We start from the raw sequence: 25,527 nt of genomic DNA, 5'->3' as shown, positions 1-25,527 counted from the left end.
TATGGCAACAAAAAATAAATACATACCACTTATTATTGGTGTTGCAATAGCAGCTGGTGTTATTATTGGCGGAAAACTAAACTTTTCCGATACATCAGATAACCTATTTATTACCAATAGTAAAAAGGATAAACTCAACCGTTTAATAGATTATATTGATTACGAGTACGTCGAAGAAGTTAATACAGATAGTATCGTTGATGTTACGGTAAATGGTATTTTACATAATTTAGATCCACACTCTACCTATATACCCAAAGAAGATTTAGAGCGTATTACCGAAAACATGAAAGGTGATTTTGTAGGTATAGGCATTAATTTTTATGCATACAAAGATAGCATTGCGGTTATTAAACCCACGGAAGACGGTCCAAGTGAGCGTGCTGGTATTATGAGTGGCGATCGTATTCTTTTAGCGGATGGAGATACTTTGTATGGTCCTAATATGTCTAATGATATCATTAGCGAGAAATTAAAAGGCGATAAAAATACCAATGTAAACCTCACTGTTTATAGAAAAGGTGAAGATGAGTTGTTGGAATTTAATGTTAAACGAAAAGCGATTCCAATAAAAAGTATTGAAGCTGCCTATATGCTTACCGATGAGTTGGGTTATATGAAAATGAATCGCTTTGCTGAGTCTACATATAGAGAATTTAAAGCTGCACTTCATGAATTAAAGGATCTCGGAGCTACAAAATTAGCTTTAGATTTAAGAGATAATCCAGGTGGATTCTTAGGGATTGCAGAGCAAATTGCAGATGAGTTTTTAGAAGATGATAAATTAATACTGTTTACTAAAGACAAAAGAGGTAAAGAGGAACGTATTTACGCTACAGGAAAAGGGGACTTTGAGGAAGGGGAGCTGTATATTTTAATTAATGAAAATTCTGCATCAGCAAGTGAAGTCATTGCAGGTGCATTACAAGATAATGATAAAGGTATTATCGTAGGAAGGCGTTCTTATGGAAAAGGATTAGTACAGCGTGAAATGGCATTGGGAGATGGCAGTGCTGTACGATTAACGGTATCTCGATATTATACTCCAACAGGGCGTTCTATACAAAAGCCTTATACAAATGGTGATAGCGAAAGCTATTATAATGATTATTACAAGCGATTAAGAACAGGTGAATTGGCAGATGAAGAAAATATACAAGTTGATGATTCTTTGAAATTTACAACACCAAAAGGAAAAGTTGTATATGGAGGTGGAGGTATCATACCAGATGTCTTTGTGCCTATTGATCAATTGTTCGATAACGAAACGATTAATTACTTAAGACGACGTGGTCATTTTGGGTATTTTGTGTTTGAAGAATTAGATAAAGACCGTAGTGTATATCAGGGAGTGTCTAAATATGATTTTATTAATAATTTTGAAGTAAGCGATGATATTGTGGTGCGTTTTCAAAATTATGTAAATCAGAGAGAGCGTACAAATATTACCTTTGTCGCATATAATGATGAAATAAGACGCTTGATAAAAGCTACCTTAGCACTCCAATTATTTGATGATAATGCTTTTGAAGAAATTATAAACAAAGAAGACGCTATGGTGCAAGAGGTCATCTTATTAAGTACAGAGTACCCTAATTTTAAGCAATAATTTTATCGTGTACTTTGGTGTGCTTTCCGTTATTCCAAAGTGTTAAAATATCGGTGGCCACATGTGCGCCACTTCCACTAGCGATAGCAAATTGACTACGCCAACCTGCTAATGTACCAGCAACATATAAGTTTTTTTCAATAAGGTGATCGTCGTTTTTTAACCAAATGCGGTCTTTTTCTTTGGCAGCTCTTGGGTGCGGTGCCTTATATTTTTCTAAACCATCTATGTGCATTAAGTTGGTATAACCTACGGCAACGACAACAATTATAGAAGTATAGCTATGCTTATTGGTTTCAATAATAAAGTGCCCATCTTGTTGGGTTATCGAAAGTACTTTTTCGCTATTAATTTGGCTAACATGAGGATATAAATCACTCAATTGCACTAAGCCATCATTTAATATATCCGAACCTAAAGTTCCTGGTTTTAAGCCAAGGACGTTATTAAATAAGGCATTTTGAAGATGTGATGTTTTTTGGTGAGTTACAATGCCAATACGTTTATTTTCTGCAAAAGATTTATTTTTTGCAGATCCTAATACTAAAGCACAAGATAATCCTGCTGCACCAGCTCCTATGATTAAAACATCAAAATCCATTAGCGACCTTTACTTAGTTTTTCAATTTTTTTAGAAATTCTTAAAATTTGCAACAAGATCAGGGCACAAAGTGCTGCTGCAATTGTGATAAGAGCGGTTTGACTTTCTCCTTCTAGGAGAGCATCAAAATTTAGCTTTGTAATATTAAAGAGAATTAAAGCCAGTGCAATCACAGATAGAATGAGTGTAAATACTTTCATGTTAAAAAAATTAAGCCAGTAAAGCTTTAATGTTATGTGCAAACAGTTTTACGGCAATGGCTAACAAAATTACACCAAAAATCTTTCTTATAATGTTAATTCCGTTAGTACCTATAATACGCTCAATTTTAGATGAGGTTTTTAAGACAATATAAATCACTACCACATTGCTAATTACAGCAACAATAATATTTTCTATCGCAAATTCAGCACGTAACGATAAGAGTGTGGTTAAGGTTCCTGGTCCTGCCATTAACGGAAATGCTAATGGAAAAACAGAAGCCGTTACAGAACTACTTTCATCATCTTTATAAAGGGTAATACCTAAAACCATTTCTAAGGCAATAAAAAATATAACAAACGCACCTGCTACAGCAAATGAGTTGACATCAATTCCGATAAGACTTAAAAGACTTTTCCCTACGAAAAGAAAAATAATCATAATAACTCCGGCAATGATAGAGGCTTTTCCACTTTGTATATGACCAACTTTTTTTCGTAAATCGATGATGATTGGAATGTTTCCGATGATATCAATAACCGCAAAAAGGATCATGAAAGCTGTAAATATGTCTTTAAAATTTAGTTGCATTTTTTAATCTTTTATAAATTCAAAAATCAGGCTATAAGTTATTGGTTTTTAATTAATTGATAGACTGATTTTGGTGTGTATTTTCAAATTTTTTGCAAAGGTGCGATATTATTACATATTAACAATACAAAATTGCGGTTAAGTTTAAGTATTTTTGGCCCATGTTTCAACTCGGAAAAACCATAGTCTCAGAAGACATTATAGAAAAGGATTTTGTTTGTAATCTTTCTGCTTGTAAGGGTGCATGTTGTATCGATGGAGATGCAGGAGCGCCTTTAGATAAGGCAGAAGTAAAAATAATGGAAGATATTTACCCTAAGGTAAAACCATTTCTTCGTGAAGAAGGCATTGCAGCCATAGAAGCACAAGGGACTTCAATAGTTACAGATTTTGGTGATTTTGAAACACCACTTATTAATGGTGCCGATTGTGCGTATGTTATTTTCGATGAGAAAAAAACAGCACTTTGTGGTATTGAGGAGGCGTATAATCAGGGTGAAATCGAATGGAAAAAACCGGTTTCTTGCCATTTGTATCCTATAAGAGTAAGAGAATACTCAGAATTCTCTGGTGTTAATTATGATAAATGGGAAATTTGTGATGATGCCTGTTCTTTAGGCAAAGAATTACAAGTGCCAATTTATAAGTTTGTAAAAGAAGCGTTGATTAGAAAATTTGGAGAAGATTGGTATGCAGAATTAGAGAAAGTTGCAGAAAATCATAAACGTTAGGGTATTGTATGCTACGAAGCTTTTATGTCGTTTAAGATATCATCTGATTTTTCAATTTTATCGGTATTTGTAAAATTATTTTAGTGCCAGAAGGAGTTTGGTCATCGTATAAATCTTCAATAGCTAAGGTGTACGAGTTTTGATAAGATTCTGAAAAGTTAGCCAAGCGAGCTTTAGTAATGTCAATTCCAACCGAGTTGCGTTCTAAGCGTTTATTATCATTTATCTTTTTTGAAGCCAATCTGCCAATACCATTGTCAATGATTTCAACGGTAATATAATCAGGAGTGTTTTTACTTACAATAAGGTCTATTTTTTTATTATCAGATTTTGAAGACAAACCATGCCAAAGCGAATTTTCTAAAAAAGGTTGAAGAACTAATGAAGGGATTTTGGTAATCTCTGTATTAATTGTAGGATCTACCTTAATATTAAAGTCTATTTCATTATCAAATCTAATGTTTTCAATATTCATGTATAACTTCATCGTTTCTAATTCATCGGCAAGTGAGGTCTCTTTTTCTTTAGAAGCCATTAATATCTTGCGTATTAATTTTGAGAATTTATTGAGATAATAAACAGCATTAGTTTTATCATTATTAATAATATAGAGCTTTATAGAATTTAAGGAATTAAAGATGAAGTGTGGATTCATCTGGCTGCGTAACATATCTTGCTCTAAGGTTAAGATATGTTTATCGCGTTTTAAGGCTTTTGTTCTATGAATAATAAAAAGTGCAATACCGAGAGCTCCAAGAAGTAGTGAGGTGTATAATAATATTTGTTTATTGCGTTCTAATCTTAAGCGTACAGCTTCATTTTCTATAGCTAAAGCTTTAATTTGATTGTTTTTGTTTTCGTTTTCATATTCAACAGCGATATCATTGACGTATTGTAAATTTTGTTCGGTTAAGATGGTGTTTTCTATGTCTACGGCATCTTTGTAATATTTTAAAGCTGTTTTAAAGTTTTGATTTTTCTGATTAACCACGGACAGTAATTTACTCGACTCAGCAACCGTAGACTTTAAGTTGTACGAGGTCGCAATATTAAGGGCTTTCTTTAAGTGTTTTTCGGCAGCCACTAATTGGTCGGTTTCCGTTTCTAATTGACCAAGGTTGAGGTAAGATGCAGAAATATAATATTGGTCATCTATGTTTAAAGCTTTTTCTAAGGCTTTTAAAATAATTGGTTTGGCATCTTTATAATTCCCTTGTTTAAGGTAAATACCTCCAATGCTGTTAAAGCAAATGACGCGTCCAATTTCAGAGTCGATACTATTATTATAATTTAGAGATATTTCATAATTAGACAATGCTTTATCTAAATGCCCTAATTCTTCTTGGGCATACCCAATATTATGATGGTTTATGGCAAGACCTAAGCGGTTGTTGGCCTGTTTTTCAATTTTCAAGGATTTGTTAAATTGTTCTAAAGCTAAGTCATATTGCTTTAAGGCGAGGTAAATATTACCAATACTATTTTGAGATATTGCTATGCTGTGAGTAACAGATTGGGAGGGTTCCATAACAGAATAGGCGATTTTTAAAGCTTCTGTGTGGTAATCTAAGGCTAATTTTACAACGTCCATGCGTCTGTAGACAACACCAATCATATTGAGACTCATAATCTTTAGTTCGTTGCTCTCTGCTTTTTCGGCATATGTAACGGCTTCTTCATGAAGTTGTAATGATCTATCGTAATTAGAAAGGTCTCTTTGTTTAACTCCTAAGGCGTTTAGCGCGTAACTAGCCCCTTCATTCCAGGAGATATCTTTAGACATTTTTAGTAAACGATTCATTTTTACATCCTCATATTTATAAGGTTTAAAAAGAGAATCAAGTATAATGTATTGGGATGGTTGCTTGTTTTGAGCATAAACAAGATTAGTTTCAAAATTATCAGATTGTGCTGCAGTATGAGATGTGTAAAAGAAAATAAGAACACAGAGACCAATTAGCTTATGTTTAAAAACATATTTCATAAACTATAATTTTTCCAGAAAATCTGATTTTCGTTGTCGTGCTACCGGAATCTTATGATCGCTATCCATAACTACATATCCTTCGTTTTTAATGAACGCTTTTATTTTGTTTAGATTAATAATATAGGAGTTATGGATTCTAAAAAAATAGTGTTCTGGTAAAATGGCATCAACTTCTTTTAGTTTTTTTGTAATAACTATTTTTTTTTGTTTTTGTAAATGTAAGGTGCTGTAATTTCCGTCAGATTCAATATAGATAATATCGTCAATATCTAAAAAAAGTAATTTGCCATCAGTGTTAATAGTAATCTTTTTTTTATCGAATTGCGTATTAAAATTAATAAGCATGCGCTCTAGTTTAGACGAGTTTATGGTCCGTTCATTATGCTTTTTAATTTTAGAAATACAGTTCCTTAAATCGTCTGAGTCTATAGGTTTTAGCAAGTAGTCTAAGGCGTCGTGCTTTAAAGCTTTTATGGCATATTCGTCATAGGCTGTTGTAATAACTATAGCAAAATTTGGATTATGGAGTTGTTCTAAAAACTGAAAGCCTCCAATAGTTGGCATTTGCACGTCTAAAAACAAACAATCTACTAGTGTGTTTGTATTTAAGTAGGCTAAGGCTTTATCTGGATTGGTAAAAGACTTTATGACCTCTATCTCTTCACTAAAATTATTGATTTCCCAAATTAAACTTTGGATAGCTTTAGGTTCATCGTCTACAATTACGGCTTTTAACATGGCTAAGAATTATTGCTTATAAATATAGGAATATATTGATTGCTTAGGAGTTAATAATGTATGTAATGTATGGTTTTGTGTGTGGAATGTAAAAAATAGGCTACAACCATTTATACACTATTTTTTACCAGTTATACATTACCCTTGGTTATGGTCAGAAATTAAAATGATATTTGTATATTGACATAAACCAAAATATACAGAGCAAATTAGGGGTTTGCTTTTTGGTTTATTAGCTATTAATGTACAAAACGTTAGGGTGAAAAAAACCTAATCTTTAGACATTGTGTTAATTTTTAATGAGCAATAGCGATATTGTTTATTACAAGTTTTAGTTAGTTATTAGGGAAAAAAGAGCGTTATGTCAACGCTCTTTTTTGTGGCTCAATTCTAACTTGATGTTATAACCTTAACCTCCAATAAAACCGCTTACTTACCGTAAATTTAACACGATAAAACTTACATTTTTTTTAATCATGACTATATTTTAAAGGGCTGTTAAGCAGTGTGTTGTGTTCGTTTTGTAAGATTTTATATTTCTTTAATGCTCAGCAGATTTGTTAAGAACTTGTTGACAATGTTTATAAAATTACCTTTCTTTTTTAACGACAATTGTCAATCTTTGTCAAGTGCAAAATAAAATAGATTTTTCGAGTTTTTTAGATTCAAAAAAGTACAGAAAAATCATTTTTTTATAAAATTCACCCCTTTATTTCTATAAAGGAAAAACATAAAACGTTTAACGGATTCATTAATAGGTTTAGGATGGTTTTTAAAATCACTCTAATGACTATTTAGGCTTTAAATTAAAAAATATATATGGAGATTACTCAGATTATTAAAAGAGATTACGAAACAAGTCCGTTTGTTTTAAATAAGATTACTAATGCTATAGAAAAAGCGATGCTTTCTGTTGGTAATGGTACTAAAGAAGATGCTAATACAATTTCTGTAAAAGTGTTACAAACCTTATTAGATAGAAAAGCAAAAGATCACAAGTATTTACCAACAGTAGAAGAAGTACAAGATCTTGTAGAAGAGAAATTAATGGAAAGTTCATTTCATGGTGTAGCAAAAGCTTACATTTTATACAGAGATGAACAGGCGAGAAGTCGAAAGACTAATATTTTTGAAAAGCGTATTAATTTAAAGCCTTACGAGTATCCAGAATTGAATGAATATGTAGATGCGATTAGACATTCATATTGGATTCATTCGGAGTTTAACTTTACAAGCGATATCCAAGATTTTAAAACGAGATTAACCGTTGTAGAGCAAAATGCCATTAAAAATACAATGCTTGCTATTTCGCAAATAGAAGTTGCTGTAAAATCATTTTGGGGAGATATTTACCATAAAATGCCAAAACCAGAAATAGGATCTGTTGGAGCAACATTTGCAGAAAGTGAAGTACGTCATCACGATGCATATTCACATTTATTAGAGATTTTAGGTCTTAATAATGAGTTTAAAAACTTAAAGAAGAAGCCGGTAATAATGAGACGTGTTCATTATTTAGAAACTGCTTTAAAAAACGCAAAAAGTGAAGATAATAAAGAGTATGCAGAGTCTATTTTACTGTTTTCTCTGTTTATAGAGCATGTGTCTTTATTCTCTCAGTTCTTAATTATTATGGCTTTCAATAAGCATAAAAACATGCTTAAAGGAGTATCTAACGTCGTGGAAGCAACGTCAAAAGAAGAGCAAATACATGGTGATTTTGGTATCGATGTAATCAAAATTATTAAAAACGAAAACCCAACATGGTTTGATGAAGAACATAGCGCTTTAGTTAAAGAATTATGTGAAGAAGCTTTTGTTTCAGAAAGCAAAATAATTGATTGGATTTTTGAAGCAGGAGAATTAGAATTCTTACCAAAGAATGTAATAAATGAATTTATCAAAAACAGATTTAATAATTCATTAGAAAGTATTGGCATCGATAAAGTATTTGATATCAACGAAGACCTCGTAGCACAAACCGAATGGTTTGATGATGAAATTATAGGAACAAAACACGGAGATTTCTTTGTGAAGCGATCTATTAACTATAGCAAAAGAACAAAAAGTATAACCAGCGACGACTTATTTTAAACCATGAACGACAACACTAACTTAGACCTAGACAACAAAGTAGAGAACCCTCAAACTACAAAAGCATTAAATCACGATGAACTTATAAAAGCCAGAAAAGAGGCTATTAAAGAAGCAAAGTCAGAACCCGAAATAAAATGGTTAACCGATCATAGTCGTCAGTTTTTAGCTTCTGGTTACCTTACAGGAGATACTACTCCCGAAGAAAGAATTAGAGAAATTGCTAACAACGCAGAAAGAATTTTAGGCATTGATGGTTTTGCAGATAAGTTTTATGGCTATATGGCAGAAGGCTATTATTCATTAGCTTCTCCGGTTTGGTCTAACTTTGGAAAACGACGTGGCTTACCGATTAGTTGTTTTGGCTCGCACATTTCAGATGATATGGGAGATATCCTTTACACACAATCTGAAGTGGGAATGATGTCTAAATTAGGTGGTGGAACTTCGGGTTATTTTGGTAAACTACGTCATAGAGGTGCTCCCGTTAAAAATAATGGAGAATCTTCTGGAGCTGTACATATTATGCAGTTGTTTGAGAAAATGGTCGATGTTGTAAGTCAAGGGTCAGTAAGAAGAGGTCGTTTCTCTCCATATTTACCAATAGATCACCCAGATATTCACGAGTTTTTAGAAATCGGAACAGAGGGTAATCCAATTCAAGAGTTAACCCATGGTGTTACTGTAGGTAACGAGTGGATGCAAGAAATGATTGATGGTGATACAGATAAAAGAGCCATTTGGGCAAAAGTGTTACAACGTAGAGGAGAAATAGGATATCCTTATATTTTCTTTAGAGATAATGCTAACAATAATGCACCAGATGTCTATAGAGATAAAAATCATGAAATCTACGCAAGTAACTTGTGTTCAGAAATTATGTTACCAACAAATGATAAATGGTCGTTTGTATGTGTATTATCGTCTATAAACTTATTACACTATGACAAATGGAAAGATACCGATGCTGTAGAAACTATGGTGTATTTCTTAGATGCAGTATTAGAGGAATTTATTACTAAACTAGAAGTGTATAGAGACTCTGAAGACAGAGATAATAGACAAACCTTCATGTTTATGGAGAAAGCCTATAATTTCGCAAAAGAAAACAGAGCTTTAGGTTTAGGAGCTTTAGGATGGCATTCATTATTACAATCTAAAATGGTTGCTTTTGATAGTAAGGAAGCTTTTGATTTAAACAGTGAAATCTTTAAAACTATTAAAGATAAATCTGTAAAAGCATCAGAAGAGTTGGCCAAATTATTTGGTGAGCCAGAAGTGTTAAAAGGATACGGTAGACGTAACACCACTTTAAATGCAGTGGCGCCAACAACATCGTCAGCTTTTATTTTAGGACAGGTTTCTCAAGGAATTGAACCAATTTGGTCTAATAGCTATGTAAAAGACATCGCGAAAATAAAAACAACCATTAAAAACCCATATTTAGTAGCGCTTTTAGAAGAAAAAGGCATGAATACAAATGAGGTGTGGAGAAGTATTAGAGATTACGACGGATCGGTTCAGCATTTAGAAGGACTTACAGAGCATGAAAAAGAGGTGTTTAAAACCTATTCTGAAATCGACCAAATGTCAATTATCTATCAGGCAGCAAACAGACAAAACCATATAGACCAAGCACAGTCGCTAAACATAATGGTGCATCCAGATATGCCAGTTAAAGACATCAATAAGCTTTATGTAACGGCATGGCAATTGGGAGTAAAATCATTGTACTACCAACACAGTATGAATGCTGCACAGAAATTTAAGCAAAAGAAAGAATGTGCTAGTTGTGAAGGTTAGAAACTAGTTATAATAAGTGTTAATTTAAAAACCACTCTGTATTTTTATGAGTGGTTTTTTAAGGCGAAATTTTAAACGACAAAAAACACCTTAAGTAATTGTAAATGAGGTAAATACAAATATTTTTTTGTTTTATTCGGAATAATGAGCTAATTATAGTTTTGCCTTAAAAAGGAGATAGAAATTGTTTAATTAAATAAAAGTAGAAAGATAGGCTAAAGCCCAAGTGCCTTTAAGGGTATTAACTTTAACACGTTTATATGTGTAAAAAGAAAAAAAACCAAACACGACAATGGTGGATGGTTTATGAATGTGAGATTAAACTCGTAGTACAAACTTCAGTTAGTTTAATCGCAATGTGGCTACTTTGAATTCCACAACTCCTGACCAAGGTGGCAGGACGTAATTGTAAAACTGTTAATTAGAGAAGTCTATTGTTCCAGCAATAGACTTTTCGCTTTTAAAAGCATTACAAATGTACTATATATTTATCGTATTCATTTATTAATAATAAATTATTTTTTATTATTAATATAGCTAATTAGTTTAATATCATTATTAATGAAAAATTCTAATACTGTTAAAATCATCTATTTTCTAAAGTCTTTATTCTAAATAGTATTAATTCTCAATCAAAGTATCAGCTCCCAAATACTTATCTTCCTTATTGTAATACCAAGCTCTTACTTTAGGGATTTTAATACCGTTTAAAAGGGTTTCACCGGTTAGTAATATATATTCTCCACTTTCTGGTTTTACTTTACCCTGGTCATCCGTTTTAAAGAACTGATAGATTTCCATCGCATAGGTCTTTGGATTAAAATAGAAATACCAAACATCATTACCTACAGCGTCATCATAAGTGACTTTTAAAACCAAATAATCTTTGCCTTTAAACCTTTTCTTTTCAACGTTATCACTCAAATTGGTGCCAGGATCGCGTAACTTCATAGGTAAACCATATAAATACGAATAGTAGTTTTTATAAAGTGTGGCTCTGTCGCAGGTCATATCTTTATCTGCCGCTTTAAGGCTATCTAAAACAACACCATTGTATTGCATTTGGCATTTATCTTTTACTAAAGTATATGTAGTGGCTACAGTGTCTTTTGTGGCCGTAACACTAAAATATTCATCAGGTAAATTAATCGTAATTACACTAGTGCGTTTTGGTGCATTGGGCATGGTCATTTCTACCGTAAACGTGTCCTTAAACTGTAGCCAATTACCATTAGGATCGTGATATGAAATCGCTTTTTCTAATAGCTCTTGTGGTTTTAAATCTTGACTAAAACCAGAGAAGAATAATATACAAATGCTAATGGAGAGGAGCGTTTTCATATCAATTTATTTTTCTACAAAATACAATTTAACCCATAAAAAAAAGCATTCAATGCCGAATTGTTCGGGAGGATGCTTTTTTAAATTGACCCATAAATAGGTTAATGGATTTACTCTGCTTCCATCATAGCAAAGAATTTATCAATGTTAGGCATTAAAATTATGCGTGTTCTTCGGTTTTTAGCTCTATTAGCACTAGAGTTGTTTTCTACCAAAGGTTGGTAGCTACTACGACCAGATGCAATTAATTGCTCCGGTGCAACCTTAAATTGATTTTGTAATTTTCGTACTACCGATGTGGCACGTAATACACTTAAATCCCAGTTGTCAGCAATTTTGTCGGTGTTAATGCTTCTAGAATCGGTGTGTCCTTCTACCATTACATCTAAACTTGGTTCAGAGTTGATAACATCTGCTAGTTTTTGTAAGATTTTATCAGCTTTATTTCCAACTCTATAACTTGCTGTGTTAAAAAGCATATCATCAGCGATAGAAATCATGACTACAGTTTCGTTAATATCTACAGCGATATCTGCATCTTCATCAAGATCACTGGTGTCCATGGCTTTGCTTAAGTTGTACTGTACAGCTAAATTCATAGAATCCTTTAATGTTTTAGCTCCAGCTAGTTTTTCAGCATCTACATTTTTTAATGTTTCGCGCATTTTTTCTTTACTTGCGCCAGACGCTACAGTACCGTCTTCAGAAACTTGAAATTTTGCATTGTTTTCAACGGTTAAACCTTCAACATCTTCATTTAAAGATTGTATTTTAGAATTGTATTGATTAACGCGTGCCTCTATAACAGCAAACTTAGTTTCTAAATCTTCTTTTTCTACTCTTGTTTTAGTCAGCTCACTTACGGTCTCACCATGTTGTTGTTCTAGCTCTAAGTATTTTTTCTTAGATACACAAGAACTTAAAATAACTGCGGCTACTAAAAGGATTGAAATTTTCTTCATTTTATAATTTTTGGTTATTATCGTTTTAAAGTTATATATACGACAAAAGGTTGCTTTTGGATGTTAAAAGTTGATATTTTTTAACATTTAAAGTGTTTTTTATGAGGTGCCTGAAGTTTTAATACAATGATTAGAGAGGTGTAAATCACAATCTAAGGTGTGATAGTGGCGAGCTGAAAGTACTGCCACTTTAGGGTATAAAAAAAGCTTCAAATCTAGATGTGATTTGAAGCTTTGTAATGGTTATAATATTTCGGTTATTATTCTTCTTCGTGATGAATTGTTGCAGGTTCTACAGAACTGTCAAAAGAATTGTAGTACTCTTCTAATAAATTCATCATGGCTGTAAGTAAATCTTTAGTCTCTAAAAGTATACTAAAATAAAGTGTGGTGTTTTTAGGACTAGATTCTTCATTGCGTGTACGCTCTACTTGCTTCTGAATTTTCTTTCTAACCAAATCATAAACTTCGGCTTTATCGGTTAATACAGCGCCAATTTGTTCGAAAGAACGAGATTCAAAAGCGGTCTGCGTTGCAGAAAATAATGCTTCCATACGTGCGTCTAAATCTTTAAGCTCTTTTACTTGACTAAATTTTAATTTCTTGTGGTTATTGTTAATATGCTTATGACTTACCTTAGAAATGTAATCTAAAGATTGCGTCATATCTTGTAGATAACCTAATATATTAATGTAGAAATTACTGGCTTCAAGACTAGGTTCTTCTAAGTTTTTAATGAAGTAGAAAATGTTATCTCTTAAATCATCAATTTCACTTGAAAGCTTTTCGATTTGTTTTCTATTTTTCTTTAAAAGTTTTAAATCTTGTACTGCTAAACCATTAATTGCAGAAGTATAGATTCTGTTGCCACGTTTTATAACGCTAGCAATATTTGAAGCACTTTCATGAATAACTCCTTGTGTAGAGCTACTTTCTGCTTTTTCTAGCTGATCTTCCTCTTTCATCAACTTAGAACTCTTACGATGCGATAAAAAGCTTCTTAATAACAATAATAGCGCTAAGACCAATAAGCCAACTAAAGCATAACCTTGTCCATGGTATAAGATGTAGGCCATAATAGCTGCAGCAACAAAAGCACTAAACGCGGTAAAAAACCATCCACCGATAACGTTAAGTACTCCGGCAACTCTATAAACAGCACTTTCACTTCCCCAAGCTCTATCTGCTAAAGAGGTACCCATAGCTACCATAAAGGTAACGTAAGTTGTAGATAGTGGTAACTTCATTGAGGTCGCAATGGAGATTAGGACACTGGCTACCATTAAATTTACAGCTGCTCTAACCAAATCAAAGGCAGGCATATCTTGTGTTTTTGCTACAACTTTTGGCTTTATAAATTGGGTATCTGCCCAAATTTTAAACGAGTTTGGCAAAATATGATTTAAACTATCTGATATAGCAATGGTGCCTCTAACGATACTTCGAGATAAAAAATTAGGTTCAAAACGTTCCTTTACTTCATCTTGTCTTGATAAATCTACCGAGGTTTTAACCACTGATCTAGCTTTGCTTGAGAACCATAAGGTTAACACCATTATAAGACCAGCTATCAATAATAAAACTGGTTGTGTTTTTACGGGTGCACTAAGTGCTGTCATTACATATTCAGTTGGTAAAGCTCCACTCGTAGACCATGCTTCGTAAGAATTGTAAGCGGCAATCGGAACACCTATAAAGTTAACGAGGTCATTTCCGGCAAAAGCGACAGCAAGAGCAAATGTTCCTACCACAATAATAACGGTGTAAATATTAGTTTTAAATACTTGAATTACTACATATGAGATGAGTGTTAAAACAACAAAGCTAATGCCCATAAGCGCTAACGGATTTGCTGAAATTAGACCCGTAAATTCAGCACTCATAAAACTGGCATTTTTCACCCCTTTAATTAAGATGAAATACAATATAGAGGTATTTGCTATACCACTAAATATGGCTCCATACCACGATGGTTTTTCTTGAAATTTAAACGAAAGCAATAACCTTGAGACGTATTGTATTATAGCACCAACTGTAAAGGCAACGGCTACAGAGAGAAGTATACCTAATATAATTTCAATAGCTTTAGAGTTATTAATATATATAGATAAATCCGTTATGGATTGCTCGCTATGGTTGTAAATTTTAATTAATGCCACGGCTACCGAAGCACCTAAAAGTTCAAAAACAATTGAAACTGTTGTTGACGTCGGCATGCCCAAGGTGTTAAAGAAATCTAGAAGTAGAATATCCGTTAACATTACAGCCATAAAAATGACCATAATTTCATCGAACATAAACTCGCCAGGATTAAAGATACCTTTACGAGCGACTTCCATCATACCGCTTGAGGTTAAGGCTCCAACGGCTACACCAATACTGGCAACTATCATTATGGTTTTAAATGATACCGCTTTAGATCCTATTGCAGAATTTAAAAAATTAACAGCATCGTTACTTACACCAACAACTAAATCTGCTACAGCTAAAAAAGCTAAGGCAGCAAGCATATAGATATAAAGGTTTTCCATTAAAAAGTATTAATAAAATTGAATGCAAAGTACCTTTTTTATTTCCAAGAGAATGTTATCTAAATGTTATTATTAGACCTTGCAAATGCAATATATAGTTAGTGTCTTTCGTATTTTGGGATTTTAAAAATGACCGATAAATAGGGGTGAAATGAGGATTTGATTTATATAAAAAGTGCACACATTAAAACGGTTGGCTTGTTTAAACTGATGTTTCGGCTTTTATGGTTTTTATAAGGTATGTAAAGTTAAAGTTTAGAGATTAAATGGAGTTGAACCATTTATTTTTATAATGTAAATTACGTATTTTGATATAAGTAGCTGAATAACAGTAAAATATAGATTCAATGTTAACTTAATGTTATGTAAATATTGCTTAAATGTAAAATTAATGTTATATTCGTAACGTAAATATTAATTAAATACCCAAATAGATATGAAAAAGATAGTCATAATATTAGTAATGTTGAGTGTAGGATTTACGTATGCTCAAAATAAAAATAAGCCACAATTAGAAAAGAAAGGTGATTTGTTAATCGCTACTTATTTTCATGATAATGGTGAAATACAACAAACAGGTGCCTTTGATGCCAATGGTAAACTGCAAGGCAAATGGACTAGTTTTGATGTAGATGGAAATAAATTAGCTGTTGCCACATACGATGCTGGTAAAAAAGTTGGAAAATGGTTCTTTTGGGAAGGTGATTCGCTAAAAGAAGTAGATTATAGAAACAATGCTATTGTAAGTGTTGTGGAATGGTCTAATGATAGAACACTGGTGTCTTTAGATTAATTATTATAAAATAAAGTTCAAAACAAAAAAACCGTCTCATAAGCTTATGAGACGGTTTTTTATTTTAATGAACGTTTGTATTCTGTTTAGAATCGTTTTGATCTAAATTAGAATTTTATAGCATAGCTTAAAGAGAATTCTACTCCTGGGCTATAATTGCTGAAAATTTGATCTTCGGCATTATAAGATTGATAGTTAGATCTTATTTCATCATTCAAAATGTTATCAACCTTCAAAGTGATCGTTCTGTTTTCCTTTTCTCCAAATGATTTTGAAAAGTTAAAGTTTAAACTATGGAAAGGATCTGTATATACGTCTGATACCTGACCAATACCAACAATTTGTAGTGTTTCTCCTTGAACATTATAATAAATACCAGACTGAATACCGTTTTTTGAGTAGCTTAATCCTGCATTAATTAAATATGGGGATTGACCCTGAAGCTGTCTTTTATCATCAATTTCTTCTCCATCACGCGCTGCAGAAAGTCTACCTTCATATTCAGCTTCGTTCATAGTTTGCTCAGACTCAATAACAGAAATGTTAGTGTTAAATGATAAGCTATTAAGGTTTTCATAGATAAAACCTAGATTTCTTCTAAATTCTAATTCTACTCCGTACACTTTAGCATCTCCAATGTTTCTAGGGATGACATCGTTAATGGCTTCCAATCCAAAAATAGTTAACTCAATAGGATTATCAAATGACTTGTAAAAACCACTTAGCGCAAGTAGGCCAGCATCTTCACTAAAAATTTCATAACGTAAATCGAAATTATCTACATAAGTTGTTTTTAGGTCAATATTACCATTGAATGTAATATTTGAAATAGGATCAAAAATTTGAGCTACAGAAGCTTCTTTGAATGACGGTCTAGCTGTAGATTTTGCATAAGATAATCTTAAATTTGTATTGTCATTAAGACTATAGATTAAGTTTAAAGATGGGAATAAATCCGCTTCGTCAATGATACGTTCATCGTCATAATTTATATCTCCAATAGTGTTACTACCTGTATAGTAACTATCATATTTTTCGAATCTTAAACCTAAAACACTTTTTAACTTATCTGTAATTTTAAATTCTTCTGAAACATAAGCAGCGTAAGTTGTAGCATAGGCGTTAAATGTGTTAGCAGGTTCAAAATTACTTACAACGTATGTACCACCTGAATTATCGGTTGTCCAGATATTCTCAGAAATTAATAAATTATCTGGGTTACCACTAAAAGCTGCGGCTGGTGTACCATCAATTCTTAAGCTGTATTGATTAATGTCAAAATCACGTTCCTTGTAAACTTGAGCTAAACCGGCTTTGAATTTAGCATCTTTATTAAATAATTGATGTTTCTTAGTAAAGTTCAGTTTAGATGATAAATTGTTTTCTTCTAAGTTTCTCCATATTCTTCTTGGTTCTCCAATACTTGGTCTAATAATATATTGGCCATCATCATATTCAAATAATGTAGAACGAACATCTTTATCATTAACTTTAACATTGGTTCCAGAAACACTCCAGTCGAGCTCATTTGAGCTTTCTGCACTAAACGCATGTGTACCAGATAACAATAAGTTGTTTACAGTTTTTTCTGTGTATTCTAAGTTGTCACTGTAGAAAAGAGCAGCGTTGGTTATAAAACTTTCTTGTTCAAATTTACCCGTTTTAGCAGTTCCATTCTGCACTTTTGTAAATACCGCTTTGTACTTTGAAAAATCACGTTTATAAGTTATTCCTGCTAAACCACTAATTAGAACATTTTCTTCAGATAAATACCCTTTCTGTAATCTATTAGGTACCAATTCTGTTTCACTTAAACTTTGTGGCTTAAATAAAAAGTTTTGGGTATAATCATCATATAAGGTAGTTTCTGCGTTGTAACTAATAGCTGCAATGTATCCTAATTTATGGTCTCCAATTTCAATTTGATTAGAGGTGCTAAATCCAAAATTGTAGTTCATAAAACTTGTGTCATTCTGTGCAGCCATTTCAGGCTCAAAACGTCTTGTCAATTCTGTTAATCTTGGGCTATTATCTGCTAAGGCAGGAATAGATGCTCCTAAAGCAATAGGGTCGTCTCGTAAACCATTGTCAAAACCTAAGAAATCAGTACCACTTTTACTTTGTGTAATAAAATCTGAATTAAAATGCATGCTTGGATTATAGCCAACACCAACACTTAAATTGTATTCTTCACGACTAGAAAAATCTTTGGTAACAATATCTACAACACCACCTGTAAAATCAGCAGGTAAATCGGCAGTTAAAGTTTTATATACTATTATATTTTCAATAAGATTAGATGGAAAAATATCTAATTGTACTGTATTTCTATCGGGATCTAAACCAGGAATATCCATACCGTTTAGAATTGATTTTGTATAACGATCTCCTAAACCTCTTACGTATACAAATTTTCCATCTTGTAATGACACTCCAGGTACTGATTTAACAGCACTAGCGACGTTAGACGCACCAGATTTTTTCATGGTTTCAATAGAGAGACCATCGAAAAGATTAACAGATTTACGCTGTAAGTTTAAAACAGCTGCCTCAGAGTTTCTTCTTATAGATGTAGAGACTACAACCTCATCTAAACTTTCTGAAGACGGATTTAAGGTGACGTTTATGGTAACTTCTGTATTCTCTTCAATAACGACATCGGTTATTTCCTTAGGCTGATAACCCACAAATGAATATACCAAAACATAAGTTCCAGGGTCTAGCTCTAATTCATAATTTCCGTCAAAATCAGAAGTGGTACCGATAGTAGTATTTTTTACCACAATATTGGCAAAGGGTAGAAGGTCATTAAATTCTGCGTCATAGATCTTTCCGGTTACCACACCAGTTTGAGAGAATCCAACTAAAGAAAATAGACTAAAAACTAATAACGTAAATAAATGTTTCATCTTAATATTTTAAAGTATAGAAAAAACTCATCTCTTTGACAGAGATGAGTTTGAAATTATTTTAATAGTACACCTAGTGTGTATTCAAATAAAATTATATTTCTTAATAGATTACTCAACTGTTGTATCATTCCACATTACTGAGTTGTCATCTCCAGAAGGGTAAACAACTTGCCAATTAGAAAAACTGATGTTATCAGCAGCATAATTTGCAGCAGAAGTAGCGTCATCTAATTCTACATCAGAACCAGCTCTGAATCCGTATGCATATACATTGTTGATTGTAGCTAAAGCACCATCTCTTAAATCAGAATATTCTCTGTTTCCACTTACACCATCAATTGTAGCAGAAGTATCACCAATCATTGTTAAACCGTCAATTGTAAATCCAGCTTGGAAAGAACCAGCAGGACCATCAATTTCCATAGCGTGATCTGTTACGTTTGTAGAAATTGTAAGTGCATTACTAATAGTTCCAGAGAACGCTTCATCTATGTCTAATAAATCATCAGCACAACCCCAAACGATTGGGTTAGATACGTTAACAGCACCTGCAAACCATTCGATACCATCATCTAAGTTAGCAACAACTTCAATGTTAGAAATTGTAGTACCGCTACCAACACCACCAAGTGTTAAACCGTTGATTTCGTTATCTGATCCGATTACAGCACCACCATGTCTGATAGAGATGTAGTTTAATACACCAGAGTCGTCAGCATCATTTGTTCCACCGTAAGAACCTGGCTCAGTTGCAGGTAATCCTTCTATTTGTATAGATTCTGCATCACCAGAAAAAGAACCTTGTGCTTTACCTAATACTAAAACTCCACCCCATAAAGCTCTATCATCGATAGAAAGGTTTGTTCCTGCGTTAGTTCCTAAAGCGATGTTATCACTTTCTGCAGTAAAGATAATTGGAGCACTAGCTGTTCCGTTTGCGTTAATCATACCTCCTTGAGCTACAATTAAAGCAGATGCGTTAGATCCTGTAGATTCAGCACCTTTAATAATTGTACCTGGCTCAATAGTTAATGTTACACCTTCTTGAACATAAACTTTACCATCTAAAATATGAAATCTGTCATTTGTCCAAGTTTCATCAGCTGTAATAAAACCAGAATGTGTTTCGTCTGCTTGTGGGCTATCAACAGTCCAAGTTGGATTGTCGTAAGATAAACCATCAATAGCAGCTGCCATTTGGCTCGCTGTGTACGTCCATCCAAATACATTTAAATCAGCACCTGTAGTTTGTGCACCTTGTGCAACTGCAGAAGACCAAGCATCTGCATCGTCAGAGAAACTAATAGTTGGTGATACATCGTCATCACTACCTGAGTTATCATCATCACTACTACAGTTAAATGCGATAAGCGAAAATGTAAGTAAGAAAAATAAGTTTTTAATTGTTTTCATTTTGTTTTTGTTCATTAAATGTTATGCTGCAAAGAAACTCTGATTATGGTTTTTTAAGGTTATTTGAAAATTAAAGATTCGTGACTAAAAGGTTAGGTGATTGTTAGCTTAGTATTAAGCGATTTCATATTTAGGATACAATTACATAACATTACAATTTCTAATATCTATATAAGCTTTATGCAATCAATTGTATAGCAATTTATATATCTTGCATCTTCTAATAATTAAATTATGAACTGGGAACAATTACTCTCTTTAAAACGCTTTGGTGATACCAATAAAAGATTAAGAAAAGAACAAGATGAAACTCGTTTGGGTTTTGAAGTTGACTATGACCGTATCATATTTTCTTCAGAATTTAGAGGGCTTCAAGATAAAACCCAAGTGGTGCCTTTGTCTAAAACCGATTTTGTGCATACGCGGCTAACACATAGTTTAGAGGTGAGTGTTGTAGGACGGTCTTTAGGACGTAGAGTTGGACAGTTGTTATTAAAAAAACATCCACAATTAGAAAATGTTCATGGTTATAAGATGAATGACTTTGGTGCAATTGTAGCAGCAGCAGCTTTGGCACACGATATCGGAAATCCACCTTTTGGTCATTCGGGCGAAAAAGCAATAGGCTCGTATTTTAGTGAAGGTAGTGGTGCTGCTTTTAAATCGCATTTAACTGAAAAAGAATATCAAGATTTATGTGATTTTGAAGGTAATGCCAATGGTTTTAAAATATTAACGGAAAGCCGAGAGGGAAGAGAAGGTGGTTTAAGATTAAGTTATGCCACACTTGGTGCTTTTACAAAGTATCCTAAAGAGTCACTACCTAAGAAACCAACCTCTCATATTGTAGATAAGAAATATGGCTTTTTTCAGAGTGAAAAGCGAATGTTTGAGAGCATCGCGTCGGAGTTAGGTTTAAAAAAACGAAGTGATGAATATTTAAGCTACCATAGACACCCTTTAGCATTTTTAGTTGAAGCAGCTGATGATATTTGTTACACTATTATTGATTTTGAAGATGGTATTAATCTAGGTTTAATTGATGAAGATTACGCGTTAGAATATTTAATAAATTTAGTAAGAGGTAGTATTAAAACGGAAAACTATCATGCATTAAAAACTACCGAAGATCGTGTAAGTTATTTACGTGCTTTAGCTATTGGAAGATTAATTGATGAGGCGGCAACTTTATTTATGACACATGAAGAGGATATTTTGGCTGGTAAATTTGAAACAGCCTTATTAGATGTTAGTCAGTATAAAGCACAAATTAAAGATATTATCAATATTAGTATTAAAAACGTGTACTGCTCTAAAGAAGTTATAAATAAGGAGATTGCAGGTTATAAAATATTAAATCAATTGTTAGAGTCATTTGGTAAAATGGCACAACATTATTTTGAAGATAAGATGTCTAATTACGATAATTTACTACTTAGTATTCTGCCAGAGACAGTGAAATTAGGTAATGAATCTTTGTATAAGAATCTATTAGCAGTGTGTCTTTATATATCTAAACTTTCGGATACTAATGCTATGCTATTGCATAAAAAATTACAAGGCCAAATATTGTAGATGTGCATTTCGTCGAATAAATTTGTTTTTCAGCGGTTTTTTGATTTAATTTACCTCATAATCAACCCCTTAAAAAACCTACTTATGAAAAATAATATACTTGGAGGGCTTGTCATTTTCTTAGTGGTAGTGACTTGTTTATTGATGTTAGACGATATTTCAAGCAAAAAAATGGAGCAAACGACTTACGAGGCTGTTAAAAATGAGAAGGTAGAAACTCATACGGATTTAGCCATTGTTGATAAGGAAAAATAAATCTTCAATTTCCTTTGTAATAGATGCAGCATCTAGTTTTTGCAATTGCATTAATTGGTTTGTCGAGCCATGTTCTATAAATTGATCTTCAATACCTAAGGTTACAATCTTGTGCTTGTAGTCGTGTTTATTTGCAAATGCCAAAATAGCACTACCAAAGCCACCAACGATGGTGCCATCTTCAACTGTAATAACAGCTCTATGGTTTTTAAATACCTTATGCAAAAGGACTTCATCTAAGGGTTTTACAAATTGCATATCGTAATGACTAATAGCATCTGCGATATCTAAACCAACAATGGCATCTTCAATAGTTTTAGCAATAGTACCTATAGATAAAACAGCAATTTGAGTGCCTATTTTTAAACCATTGCCTTTTCCTATTTCAATAGCTTTAAATGGTTTTTTCCAATTAAGTAAGTGACCACGACCTCTTGGATAACGTATAGCAATTGGGAAATCTATGCCTAATTGCACAGTGTACATTATATTTCTTAGGGCTATGGCATCTTTTGGTGCAAAAATTACCAAATTAGGAATGCAATTAAGATAAGCTAAATCGAAAATACCATGATGTGTAGCACCATCTTCACCGACTAATCCTGCACGATCCAAACAAAAAATTACGGGTAGATTTTGTAAAGCGACATCATGTATAACTTGGTCGTATGCACGTTGTAAAAACGTAGAGTAAATATTGCAAAACGGGATAAGACCTTGTGTCGCCATACCAGCAGCCATCGTTACAGCATGTTGTTCTGCAATACCAACATCGAATGCACGATTTGGAATCCTGGACATCATATACTTTAAGGAACTGCCAGTTGGCATCGCAGGAGTAATACCAACAATGCTTTCATTTTGTAAAGCCAGTTCTACAATAGTTTCTCCAAATACATCTTGAAATTTAGGTGGTTGTTTTTCCTTAGATTTTAAAGGTAACTCACCAGTTTTAGCATCAAATTTACCAGGAGCATGGTATTTTACTTGGTCTAATTCTGCTTGTTTTAAACCTTTTCCTTTAGTCGTAATGATGTGTAAAAACTTAGGGCCTTTTACCGTTTTAAGTCGTTTTAACTCGGATAGAAGTGTAGGTAAATCATGGCCATCAATAGGACCTGAATAATTAAAGTTTAAGGCTTCAAATATATTGTCTTGTTTTTCAGTGCCCTTTTTTACGTTGGTTAAGTATTGTTTTAAAGCACCAACACTCGGATCAATTCCGATAGCATTATCGTTAAGAATAACGAGTAAGTTAGCATTAGTTACTCCAGCATGATTTAAGCCTTCAAAAGCCATTCCGCTTGCAATTGAAGCATCACCAATAACGGCAATGTGGTGCTTGTCTTCCCCTTTTAATTGTGAGGCAATCGCCATTCCTAATGCAGCGGAAATTGAGGTGGATGAATGTCCAACGCCAAAAGTATCATACACGCTTTCACTTCGTTTTGGGAAACCGCTAATACCTCCTAGTTGTCTATTGGTATCAAAAACAGCTTTTCTACCAGTAAGAATTTTGTGTCCATACGCTTGGTGGCCTACATCCCAAATAAGTTGATCTTCTGGAGTGTTAAATACATAATGTAAGGCAATTGTTAATTCTACAACACCTAAACTAGCTCCTAAATGGCCTTCTTTTGTAGCCACGATATTTATTATAAAATTGCGTAACTCTTTTGCCAGTTGCGGTAAAGCTTTTTGTGGTAATTGACGTAAATCCTCTGGCAGATTAATATGGTTAAGAAGTTTTTTCATTTAAATACAAATGTACTATAAGCAATTTATTTTATTATTGATTTAGAATCGTATTTTTACAACTATGATAAACCCATTTGACGACACTTACTTTATGAAAAAAGCACTTCAGGAGGCTGAGATGGCTTTTGAAAAAGGTGAAATACCAGTTGGAGCAGTAGTTGTAGTAGAAGATAGAATCATTGCGCGAACGCATAACCTCACCGAATTACTAAACGATGTTACCGCACATGCCGAAATGCAGGCCATTACTTCTGCAGCAAACTTTTTAGGAGGGAAGTATCTTGCAAAATGTACATTATACGTTACTTTAGAGCCGTGTCAAATGTGTGCGGGAGCGTTGTATTGGAGTCAGGTTGCTAAAATTGTCTATGGCGCAGCAGACCACCAACGTGGCTTTAAAACCATGGGAACACAGTTGCACCCTAAGACTGAAGTAGTTGGTGGTATTTTAGCAAATGAAGCTGCTGCATTAATGAAACGATTTTTTATTGAAAAACGCAATTTGAATTAATAGTTATTAGGATTTAAAATAAAGATATACAATGAAAACACATACCATAATAATATTATCTTTAGTATTTGTTTTGGGTTGTAAAAGCAATCAAAATAATGCTAAAATGAAAACGATAGAACCAATTGTAATTGCTAAAGGAAATTTGCATGGAGCAGGATCTGAAGGAATAGATAAGCAAAATATAATTATAGATAACCAAGCCGATTGGGAAAATTTAATATCTAAAATGGATAAGGTAAACAAGGTCTCTGAACAGTTTACAGAGACTAAGATTGACTTTTCTAGTTATACTGTTATCGCTGTATTTAATGATGTAAAGGGGAGTGGAGGACATCGTATAACATTAGATATTTTGGCAAATTCGGAAAGCACCTTAGTGGTTACAAAATTTCATAGTCCTTCAGGAAATGCTACAAGTGTAATGACACAACCTTATTATATTGCTAAAATATCTAAAACAGAACGTCCTATAATTTTTCAGTAGATTATAAAAATCTAAGAACCCATAGTTAAAATTTAGGCAAAAAAAACGCCCAACCATAGGTTGAGCGTTGAAACTTTTAAGATATATGCTTATAGTACTTGCACGTTAGCAGCTACTAATCCTTTTCTTCCTTCTTCTTCATCGTACTCTACATTGTCACCTTCGCGTAATTCTACGCCATTAAGGTTTGATACATGTACGAAGATGTCTTTTCCTGTTTCTTCGTTGGTAATGAATCCAAATCCTTTTGAATCATTAAAAAATTTAACTGTTCCAGTCATTATAATATAAATAAAAATTAAAGTACAAAGATAAAATAAAAATCCATTGGTGAAAAATTGTTTCTTGTTTTATGATTTTTTTGTTGAATTGTTGGTTATTCTGTTATTTTTTTGAATGACCTTGATTATCACGCATTTTCTCAAGATTTTCTTTAGTGAGCATATAGTCTTTAACGTCTTTATCCTTCCATCTATAGTATGAAAACAATGGGAAAACAACGAAAAATAAGCCCATCACTCCAAAACCTATTAGTTTCTGATCGTAATCAAGATCTAAAATTAAGCCACAAACGATACTTGTAAACGAAGCTAAAAAGGCAATAAATGTGATTATTTTTATGGGTTTCATGGTG

The 25,527-nt window shown here is 33.0% G+C and carries 22 protein-coding genes; 9 read left to right on the top strand and 13 right to left on the bottom strand.

Going from position 1 to position 25,527, the window contains the following annotated elements; all coding sequences use genetic code 11:
• The first annotated feature begins 1 nt into the window (after position 1).
• Positions 2-1,609, top strand: coding sequence for a S41 family peptidase (locus tag C8N41_RS01465; protein ID WP_092446411.1), 1,608 nt, complete (start codon positions 2-4; stop codon positions 1,607-1,609).
• Here C8N41_RS01465 and C8N41_RS01460 read toward each other — a convergent pair.
• Genes C8N41_RS01460 through C8N41_RS01450 form a run of 3 tightly spaced genes read right to left on the bottom strand, consistent with a single transcriptional unit; the run spans position 1,599 to position 3,002 of the window.
• Complete coding sequence (locus C8N41_RS01460; RefSeq protein WP_092446413.1) at positions 1,599-2,210, bottom strand: FAD-dependent oxidoreductase; 612 nt, start codon at positions 2,208-2,210, stop codon at positions 1,599-1,601. The genes C8N41_RS01465 and C8N41_RS01460 overlap by 11 nt on opposite strands.
• Positions 2,210-2,410: a hypothetical protein gene (locus tag C8N41_RS01455; RefSeq protein ID WP_092446415.1), complete on the bottom strand. Its 201-nt coding sequence runs from the start codon at positions 2,408-2,410 to the stop codon at positions 2,210-2,212. Before C8N41_RS01455 ends, C8N41_RS01460 begins: the two co-directional genes overlap by 1 nt.
• Before the next feature lie 10 nt (positions 2,411-2,420).
• Positions 2,421-3,002: a MarC family protein gene (locus C8N41_RS01450; RefSeq protein ID WP_092446417.1), complete on the bottom strand. Its 582-nt coding sequence runs from the start codon at positions 3,000-3,002 to the stop codon at positions 2,421-2,423.
• Positions 3,003-3,163: 161 nt separating this feature from the next.
• Between C8N41_RS01450 and C8N41_RS01445 the strand changes: the two genes are divergently transcribed.
• Complete coding sequence (locus C8N41_RS01445) at positions 3,164-3,733, top strand: DUF3109 family protein (protein WP_092446419.1); 570 nt, start codon at positions 3,164-3,166, stop codon at positions 3,731-3,733.
• Between the two features lie 31 nt (positions 3,734-3,764).
• Here C8N41_RS01445 and C8N41_RS01440 read toward each other — a convergent pair whose 3' ends face one another.
• Together C8N41_RS01440 and C8N41_RS01435 are read right to left on the bottom strand one after the other, a co-directional pair.
• The gene (locus C8N41_RS01440; protein WP_115837932.1) at positions 3,765-5,717 is read right to left on the bottom strand and encodes a tetratricopeptide repeat-containing sensor histidine kinase; all 1,953 of its coding nucleotides are present in this window, start codon (positions 5,715-5,717) and stop codon (positions 3,765-3,767) included.
• A gap of 3 nt (positions 5,718-5,720) precedes the next feature.
• Complete coding sequence (locus C8N41_RS01435) at positions 5,721-6,458, bottom strand: LytR/AlgR family response regulator transcription factor (RefSeq protein WP_115837930.1); 738 nt, start codon at positions 6,456-6,458, stop codon at positions 5,721-5,723.
• 819 nt (positions 6,459-7,277) lie between these two features.
• Between C8N41_RS01435 and C8N41_RS01430 the strand changes: the two genes are divergently transcribed.
• Together C8N41_RS01430 and C8N41_RS01425 are read left to right on the top strand one after the other, a co-directional pair.
• On the top strand, positions 7,278-8,552 hold the full coding sequence (locus C8N41_RS01430) for a ribonucleotide-diphosphate reductase subunit beta (RefSeq protein ID WP_115837928.1): 1,275 nt from the start codon (positions 7,278-7,280) through the stop codon (positions 8,550-8,552).
• A 3-nt stretch (positions 8,553-8,555) separates the two neighbouring features.
• On the top strand, positions 8,556-10,355 hold the full coding sequence (locus C8N41_RS01425; RefSeq protein ID WP_172837599.1) for a ribonucleoside-diphosphate reductase subunit alpha: 1,800 nt from the start codon (positions 8,556-8,558) through the stop codon (positions 10,353-10,355).
• A 621-nt stretch (positions 10,356-10,976) separates the two neighbouring features.
• Here the strand turns inward: C8N41_RS01425 and C8N41_RS01420 are convergent.
• The 3 genes from C8N41_RS01420 to C8N41_RS01410 all read right to left on the bottom strand — a co-directional run bounded on the left by C8N41_RS01420 (position 10,977) and on the right by C8N41_RS01410 (position 15,189).
• On the bottom strand, positions 10,977-11,696 hold the full coding sequence (locus C8N41_RS01420; protein WP_115837926.1) for a DUF6503 family protein: 720 nt from the start codon (positions 11,694-11,696) through the stop codon (positions 10,977-10,979).
• 110 nt (positions 11,697-11,806) lie between these two features.
• Positions 11,807-12,658: an OmpA/MotB family protein gene (locus tag C8N41_RS01415; protein WP_115837924.1), complete on the bottom strand. Its 852-nt coding sequence runs from the start codon at positions 12,656-12,658 to the stop codon at positions 11,807-11,809.
• 260 nt (positions 12,659-12,918) lie between these two features.
• Positions 12,919-15,189, bottom strand: coding sequence for an inorganic phosphate transporter (locus C8N41_RS01410; protein WP_115837922.1), 2,271 nt, complete (start codon positions 15,187-15,189; stop codon positions 12,919-12,921).
• A 436-nt stretch (positions 15,190-15,625) separates the two neighbouring features.
• Between C8N41_RS01410 and C8N41_RS01405 the strand changes: the two genes are divergently transcribed.
• On the top strand, positions 15,626-15,982 hold the full coding sequence (locus tag C8N41_RS01405) for a toxin-antitoxin system YwqK family antitoxin (protein ID WP_092446433.1): 357 nt from the start codon (positions 15,626-15,628) through the stop codon (positions 15,980-15,982).
• A 107-nt stretch (positions 15,983-16,089) separates the two neighbouring features.
• Here the strand turns inward: C8N41_RS01405 and C8N41_RS01400 are convergent, their stop codons facing one another.
• A complete protein-coding gene (locus C8N41_RS01400; protein WP_115837920.1) occupies positions 16,090-18,891 on the bottom strand; it encodes a TonB-dependent receptor in 2,802 nt (933 codons plus the stop codon).
• Positions 18,892-19,002: 111 nt separating this feature from the next.
• Positions 19,003-20,307, bottom strand: coding sequence for a hypothetical protein (locus tag C8N41_RS01395; RefSeq protein ID WP_147298916.1), 1,305 nt, complete (start codon positions 20,305-20,307; stop codon positions 19,003-19,005).
• Positions 20,308-20,541: 234 nt separating this feature from the next.
• On the opposite strand from C8N41_RS01395, the gene C8N41_RS01390 reads away from it, so the two are divergent.
• Both C8N41_RS01390 and C8N41_RS16860 read left to right on the top strand, forming a co-directional pair.
• Complete coding sequence (locus tag C8N41_RS01390) at positions 20,542-21,882, top strand: deoxyguanosinetriphosphate triphosphohydrolase (protein WP_115837918.1); 1,341 nt, start codon at positions 20,542-20,544, stop codon at positions 21,880-21,882.
• 84 nt (positions 21,883-21,966) lie between these two features.
• Entirely contained in the window at positions 21,967-22,137 is a 171-nt protein-coding gene (locus C8N41_RS16860; RefSeq protein ID WP_170137069.1) for a hypothetical protein, read from the top strand.
• On the opposite strand, the gene C8N41_RS01380 is transcribed toward C8N41_RS16860, so the two are convergent.
• A complete protein-coding gene (locus C8N41_RS01380) occupies positions 22,111-23,892 on the bottom strand; it encodes a 1-deoxy-D-xylulose-5-phosphate synthase (protein WP_115837914.1) in 1,782 nt (593 codons plus the stop codon). The two genes, C8N41_RS16860 and C8N41_RS01380, sit on opposite strands and share 27 nt — an antisense overlap.
• Before the next feature lie 64 nt (positions 23,893-23,956).
• Here C8N41_RS01380 and C8N41_RS01375 point away from each other — a divergent pair, with 64 nt between their 5' ends.
• Together C8N41_RS01375 and C8N41_RS01370 are read left to right on the top strand one after the other, a co-directional pair.
• Complete coding sequence (locus tag C8N41_RS01375) at positions 23,957-24,406, top strand: nucleoside deaminase (protein WP_115837912.1); 450 nt, start codon at positions 23,957-23,959, stop codon at positions 24,404-24,406.
• A 106-nt stretch (positions 24,407-24,512) separates the two neighbouring features.
• A complete protein-coding gene (locus C8N41_RS01370; RefSeq protein ID WP_249033215.1) occupies positions 24,513-24,893 on the top strand; it encodes a hypothetical protein in 381 nt (126 codons plus the stop codon).
• Between the two features lie 89 nt (positions 24,894-24,982).
• Here the strand turns inward: C8N41_RS01370 and C8N41_RS01365 are convergent, their stop codons facing one another.
• Positions 24,983-25,174, bottom strand: coding sequence for a cold-shock protein (locus C8N41_RS01365; RefSeq protein ID WP_092446448.1), 192 nt, complete (start codon positions 25,172-25,174; stop codon positions 24,983-24,985).
• A gap of 103 nt (positions 25,175-25,277) precedes the next feature.
• Positions 25,278-25,523 (bottom strand): hypothetical protein, encoded by a 246-nt coding sequence (locus C8N41_RS01360; RefSeq protein WP_092446450.1) that lies wholly within the window; start codon positions 25,521-25,523, stop codon positions 25,278-25,280.
• Between the last annotated feature and the right edge of the window lie 4 nt (positions 25,524-25,527).

The organism is Winogradskyella sediminis, assembly GCF_003387355.1.
Lineage (GTDB): Bacteria > Bacteroidota > Bacteroidia > Flavobacteriales > Flavobacteriaceae > Winogradskyella > Winogradskyella sediminis.
This window is presented reverse-complemented; position numbering and strand designations above follow the sequence as displayed.

What these genes read in the sequence shown, in the direction of transcription:
- C8N41_RS01465 (WP_092446411.1), top strand. Translation starts at nt 2, where the DNA reads ATGGCAACAAAAAATAAATACATACCACTTATTATTGGTGTTGCAATA.
- C8N41_RS01460 (WP_092446413.1), bottom strand. Translation starts at nt 2,210, where the DNA reads ATGGATTTTGATGTTTTAATCATAGGAGCTGGTGCAGCAGGATTATCT.
- C8N41_RS01455 (WP_092446415.1), bottom strand. Translation starts at nt 2,410, where the DNA reads ATGAAAGTATTTACACTCATTCTATCTGTGATTGCACTGGCTTTAATT.
- C8N41_RS01450 (WP_092446417.1), bottom strand. Translation starts at nt 3,002, where the DNA reads ATGCAACTAAATTTTAAAGACATATTTACAGCTTTCATGATCCTTTTT.
- C8N41_RS01445 (WP_092446419.1), top strand. Translation starts at nt 3,164, where the DNA reads ATGTTTCAACTCGGAAAAACCATAGTCTCAGAAGACATTATAGAAAAG.
- C8N41_RS01440 (WP_115837932.1), bottom strand. Translation starts at nt 5,717, where the DNA reads ATGAAATATGTTTTTAAACATAAGCTAATTGGTCTCTGTGTTCTTATT.
- C8N41_RS01435 (WP_115837930.1), bottom strand. Translation starts at nt 6,458, where the DNA reads ATGTTAAAAGCCGTAATTGTAGACGATGAACCTAAAGCTATCCAAAGT.
- C8N41_RS01430 (WP_115837928.1), top strand. Translation starts at nt 7,278, where the DNA reads ATGGAGATTACTCAGATTATTAAAAGAGATTACGAAACAAGTCCGTTT.
- C8N41_RS01425 (WP_172837599.1), top strand. Translation starts at nt 8,556, where the DNA reads ATGAACGACAACACTAACTTAGACCTAGACAACAAAGTAGAGAACCCT.
- C8N41_RS01420 (WP_115837926.1), bottom strand. Translation starts at nt 11,696, where the DNA reads ATGAAAACGCTCCTCTCCATTAGCATTTGTATATTATTCTTCTCTGGT.
- C8N41_RS01415 (WP_115837924.1), bottom strand. Translation starts at nt 12,658, where the DNA reads ATGAAGAAAATTTCAATCCTTTTAGTAGCCGCAGTTATTTTAAGTTCT.
- C8N41_RS01410 (WP_115837922.1), bottom strand. Translation starts at nt 15,189, where the DNA reads ATGGAAAACCTTTATATCTATATGCTTGCTGCCTTAGCTTTTTTAGCT.
- C8N41_RS01405 (WP_092446433.1), top strand. Translation starts at nt 15,626, where the DNA reads ATGAAAAAGATAGTCATAATATTAGTAATGTTGAGTGTAGGATTTACG.
- C8N41_RS01400 (WP_115837920.1), bottom strand. Translation starts at nt 18,891, where the DNA reads ATGAAACATTTATTTACGTTATTAGTTTTTAGTCTATTTTCTTTAGTT.
- C8N41_RS01395 (WP_147298916.1), bottom strand. Translation starts at nt 20,307, where the DNA reads ATGAAAACAATTAAAAACTTATTTTTCTTACTTACATTTTCGCTTATC.
- C8N41_RS01390 (WP_115837918.1), top strand. Translation starts at nt 20,542, where the DNA reads ATGAACTGGGAACAATTACTCTCTTTAAAACGCTTTGGTGATACCAAT.
- C8N41_RS16860 (WP_170137069.1), top strand. Translation starts at nt 21,967, where the DNA reads ATGAAAAATAATATACTTGGAGGGCTTGTCATTTTCTTAGTGGTAGTG.
- C8N41_RS01380 (WP_115837914.1), bottom strand. Translation starts at nt 23,892, where the DNA reads ATGAAAAAACTTCTTAACCATATTAATCTGCCAGAGGATTTACGTCAA.
- C8N41_RS01375 (WP_115837912.1), top strand. Translation starts at nt 23,957, where the DNA reads ATGATAAACCCATTTGACGACACTTACTTTATGAAAAAAGCACTTCAG.
- C8N41_RS01370 (WP_249033215.1), top strand. Translation starts at nt 24,513, where the DNA reads ATGAAAACGATAGAACCAATTGTAATTGCTAAAGGAAATTTGCATGGA.
- C8N41_RS01365 (WP_092446448.1), bottom strand. Translation starts at nt 25,174, where the DNA reads ATGACTGGAACAGTTAAATTTTTTAATGATTCAAAAGGATTTGGATTC.
- C8N41_RS01360 (WP_092446450.1), bottom strand. Translation starts at nt 25,523, where the DNA reads ATGAAACCCATAAAAATAATCACATTTATTGCCTTTTTAGCTTCGTTT.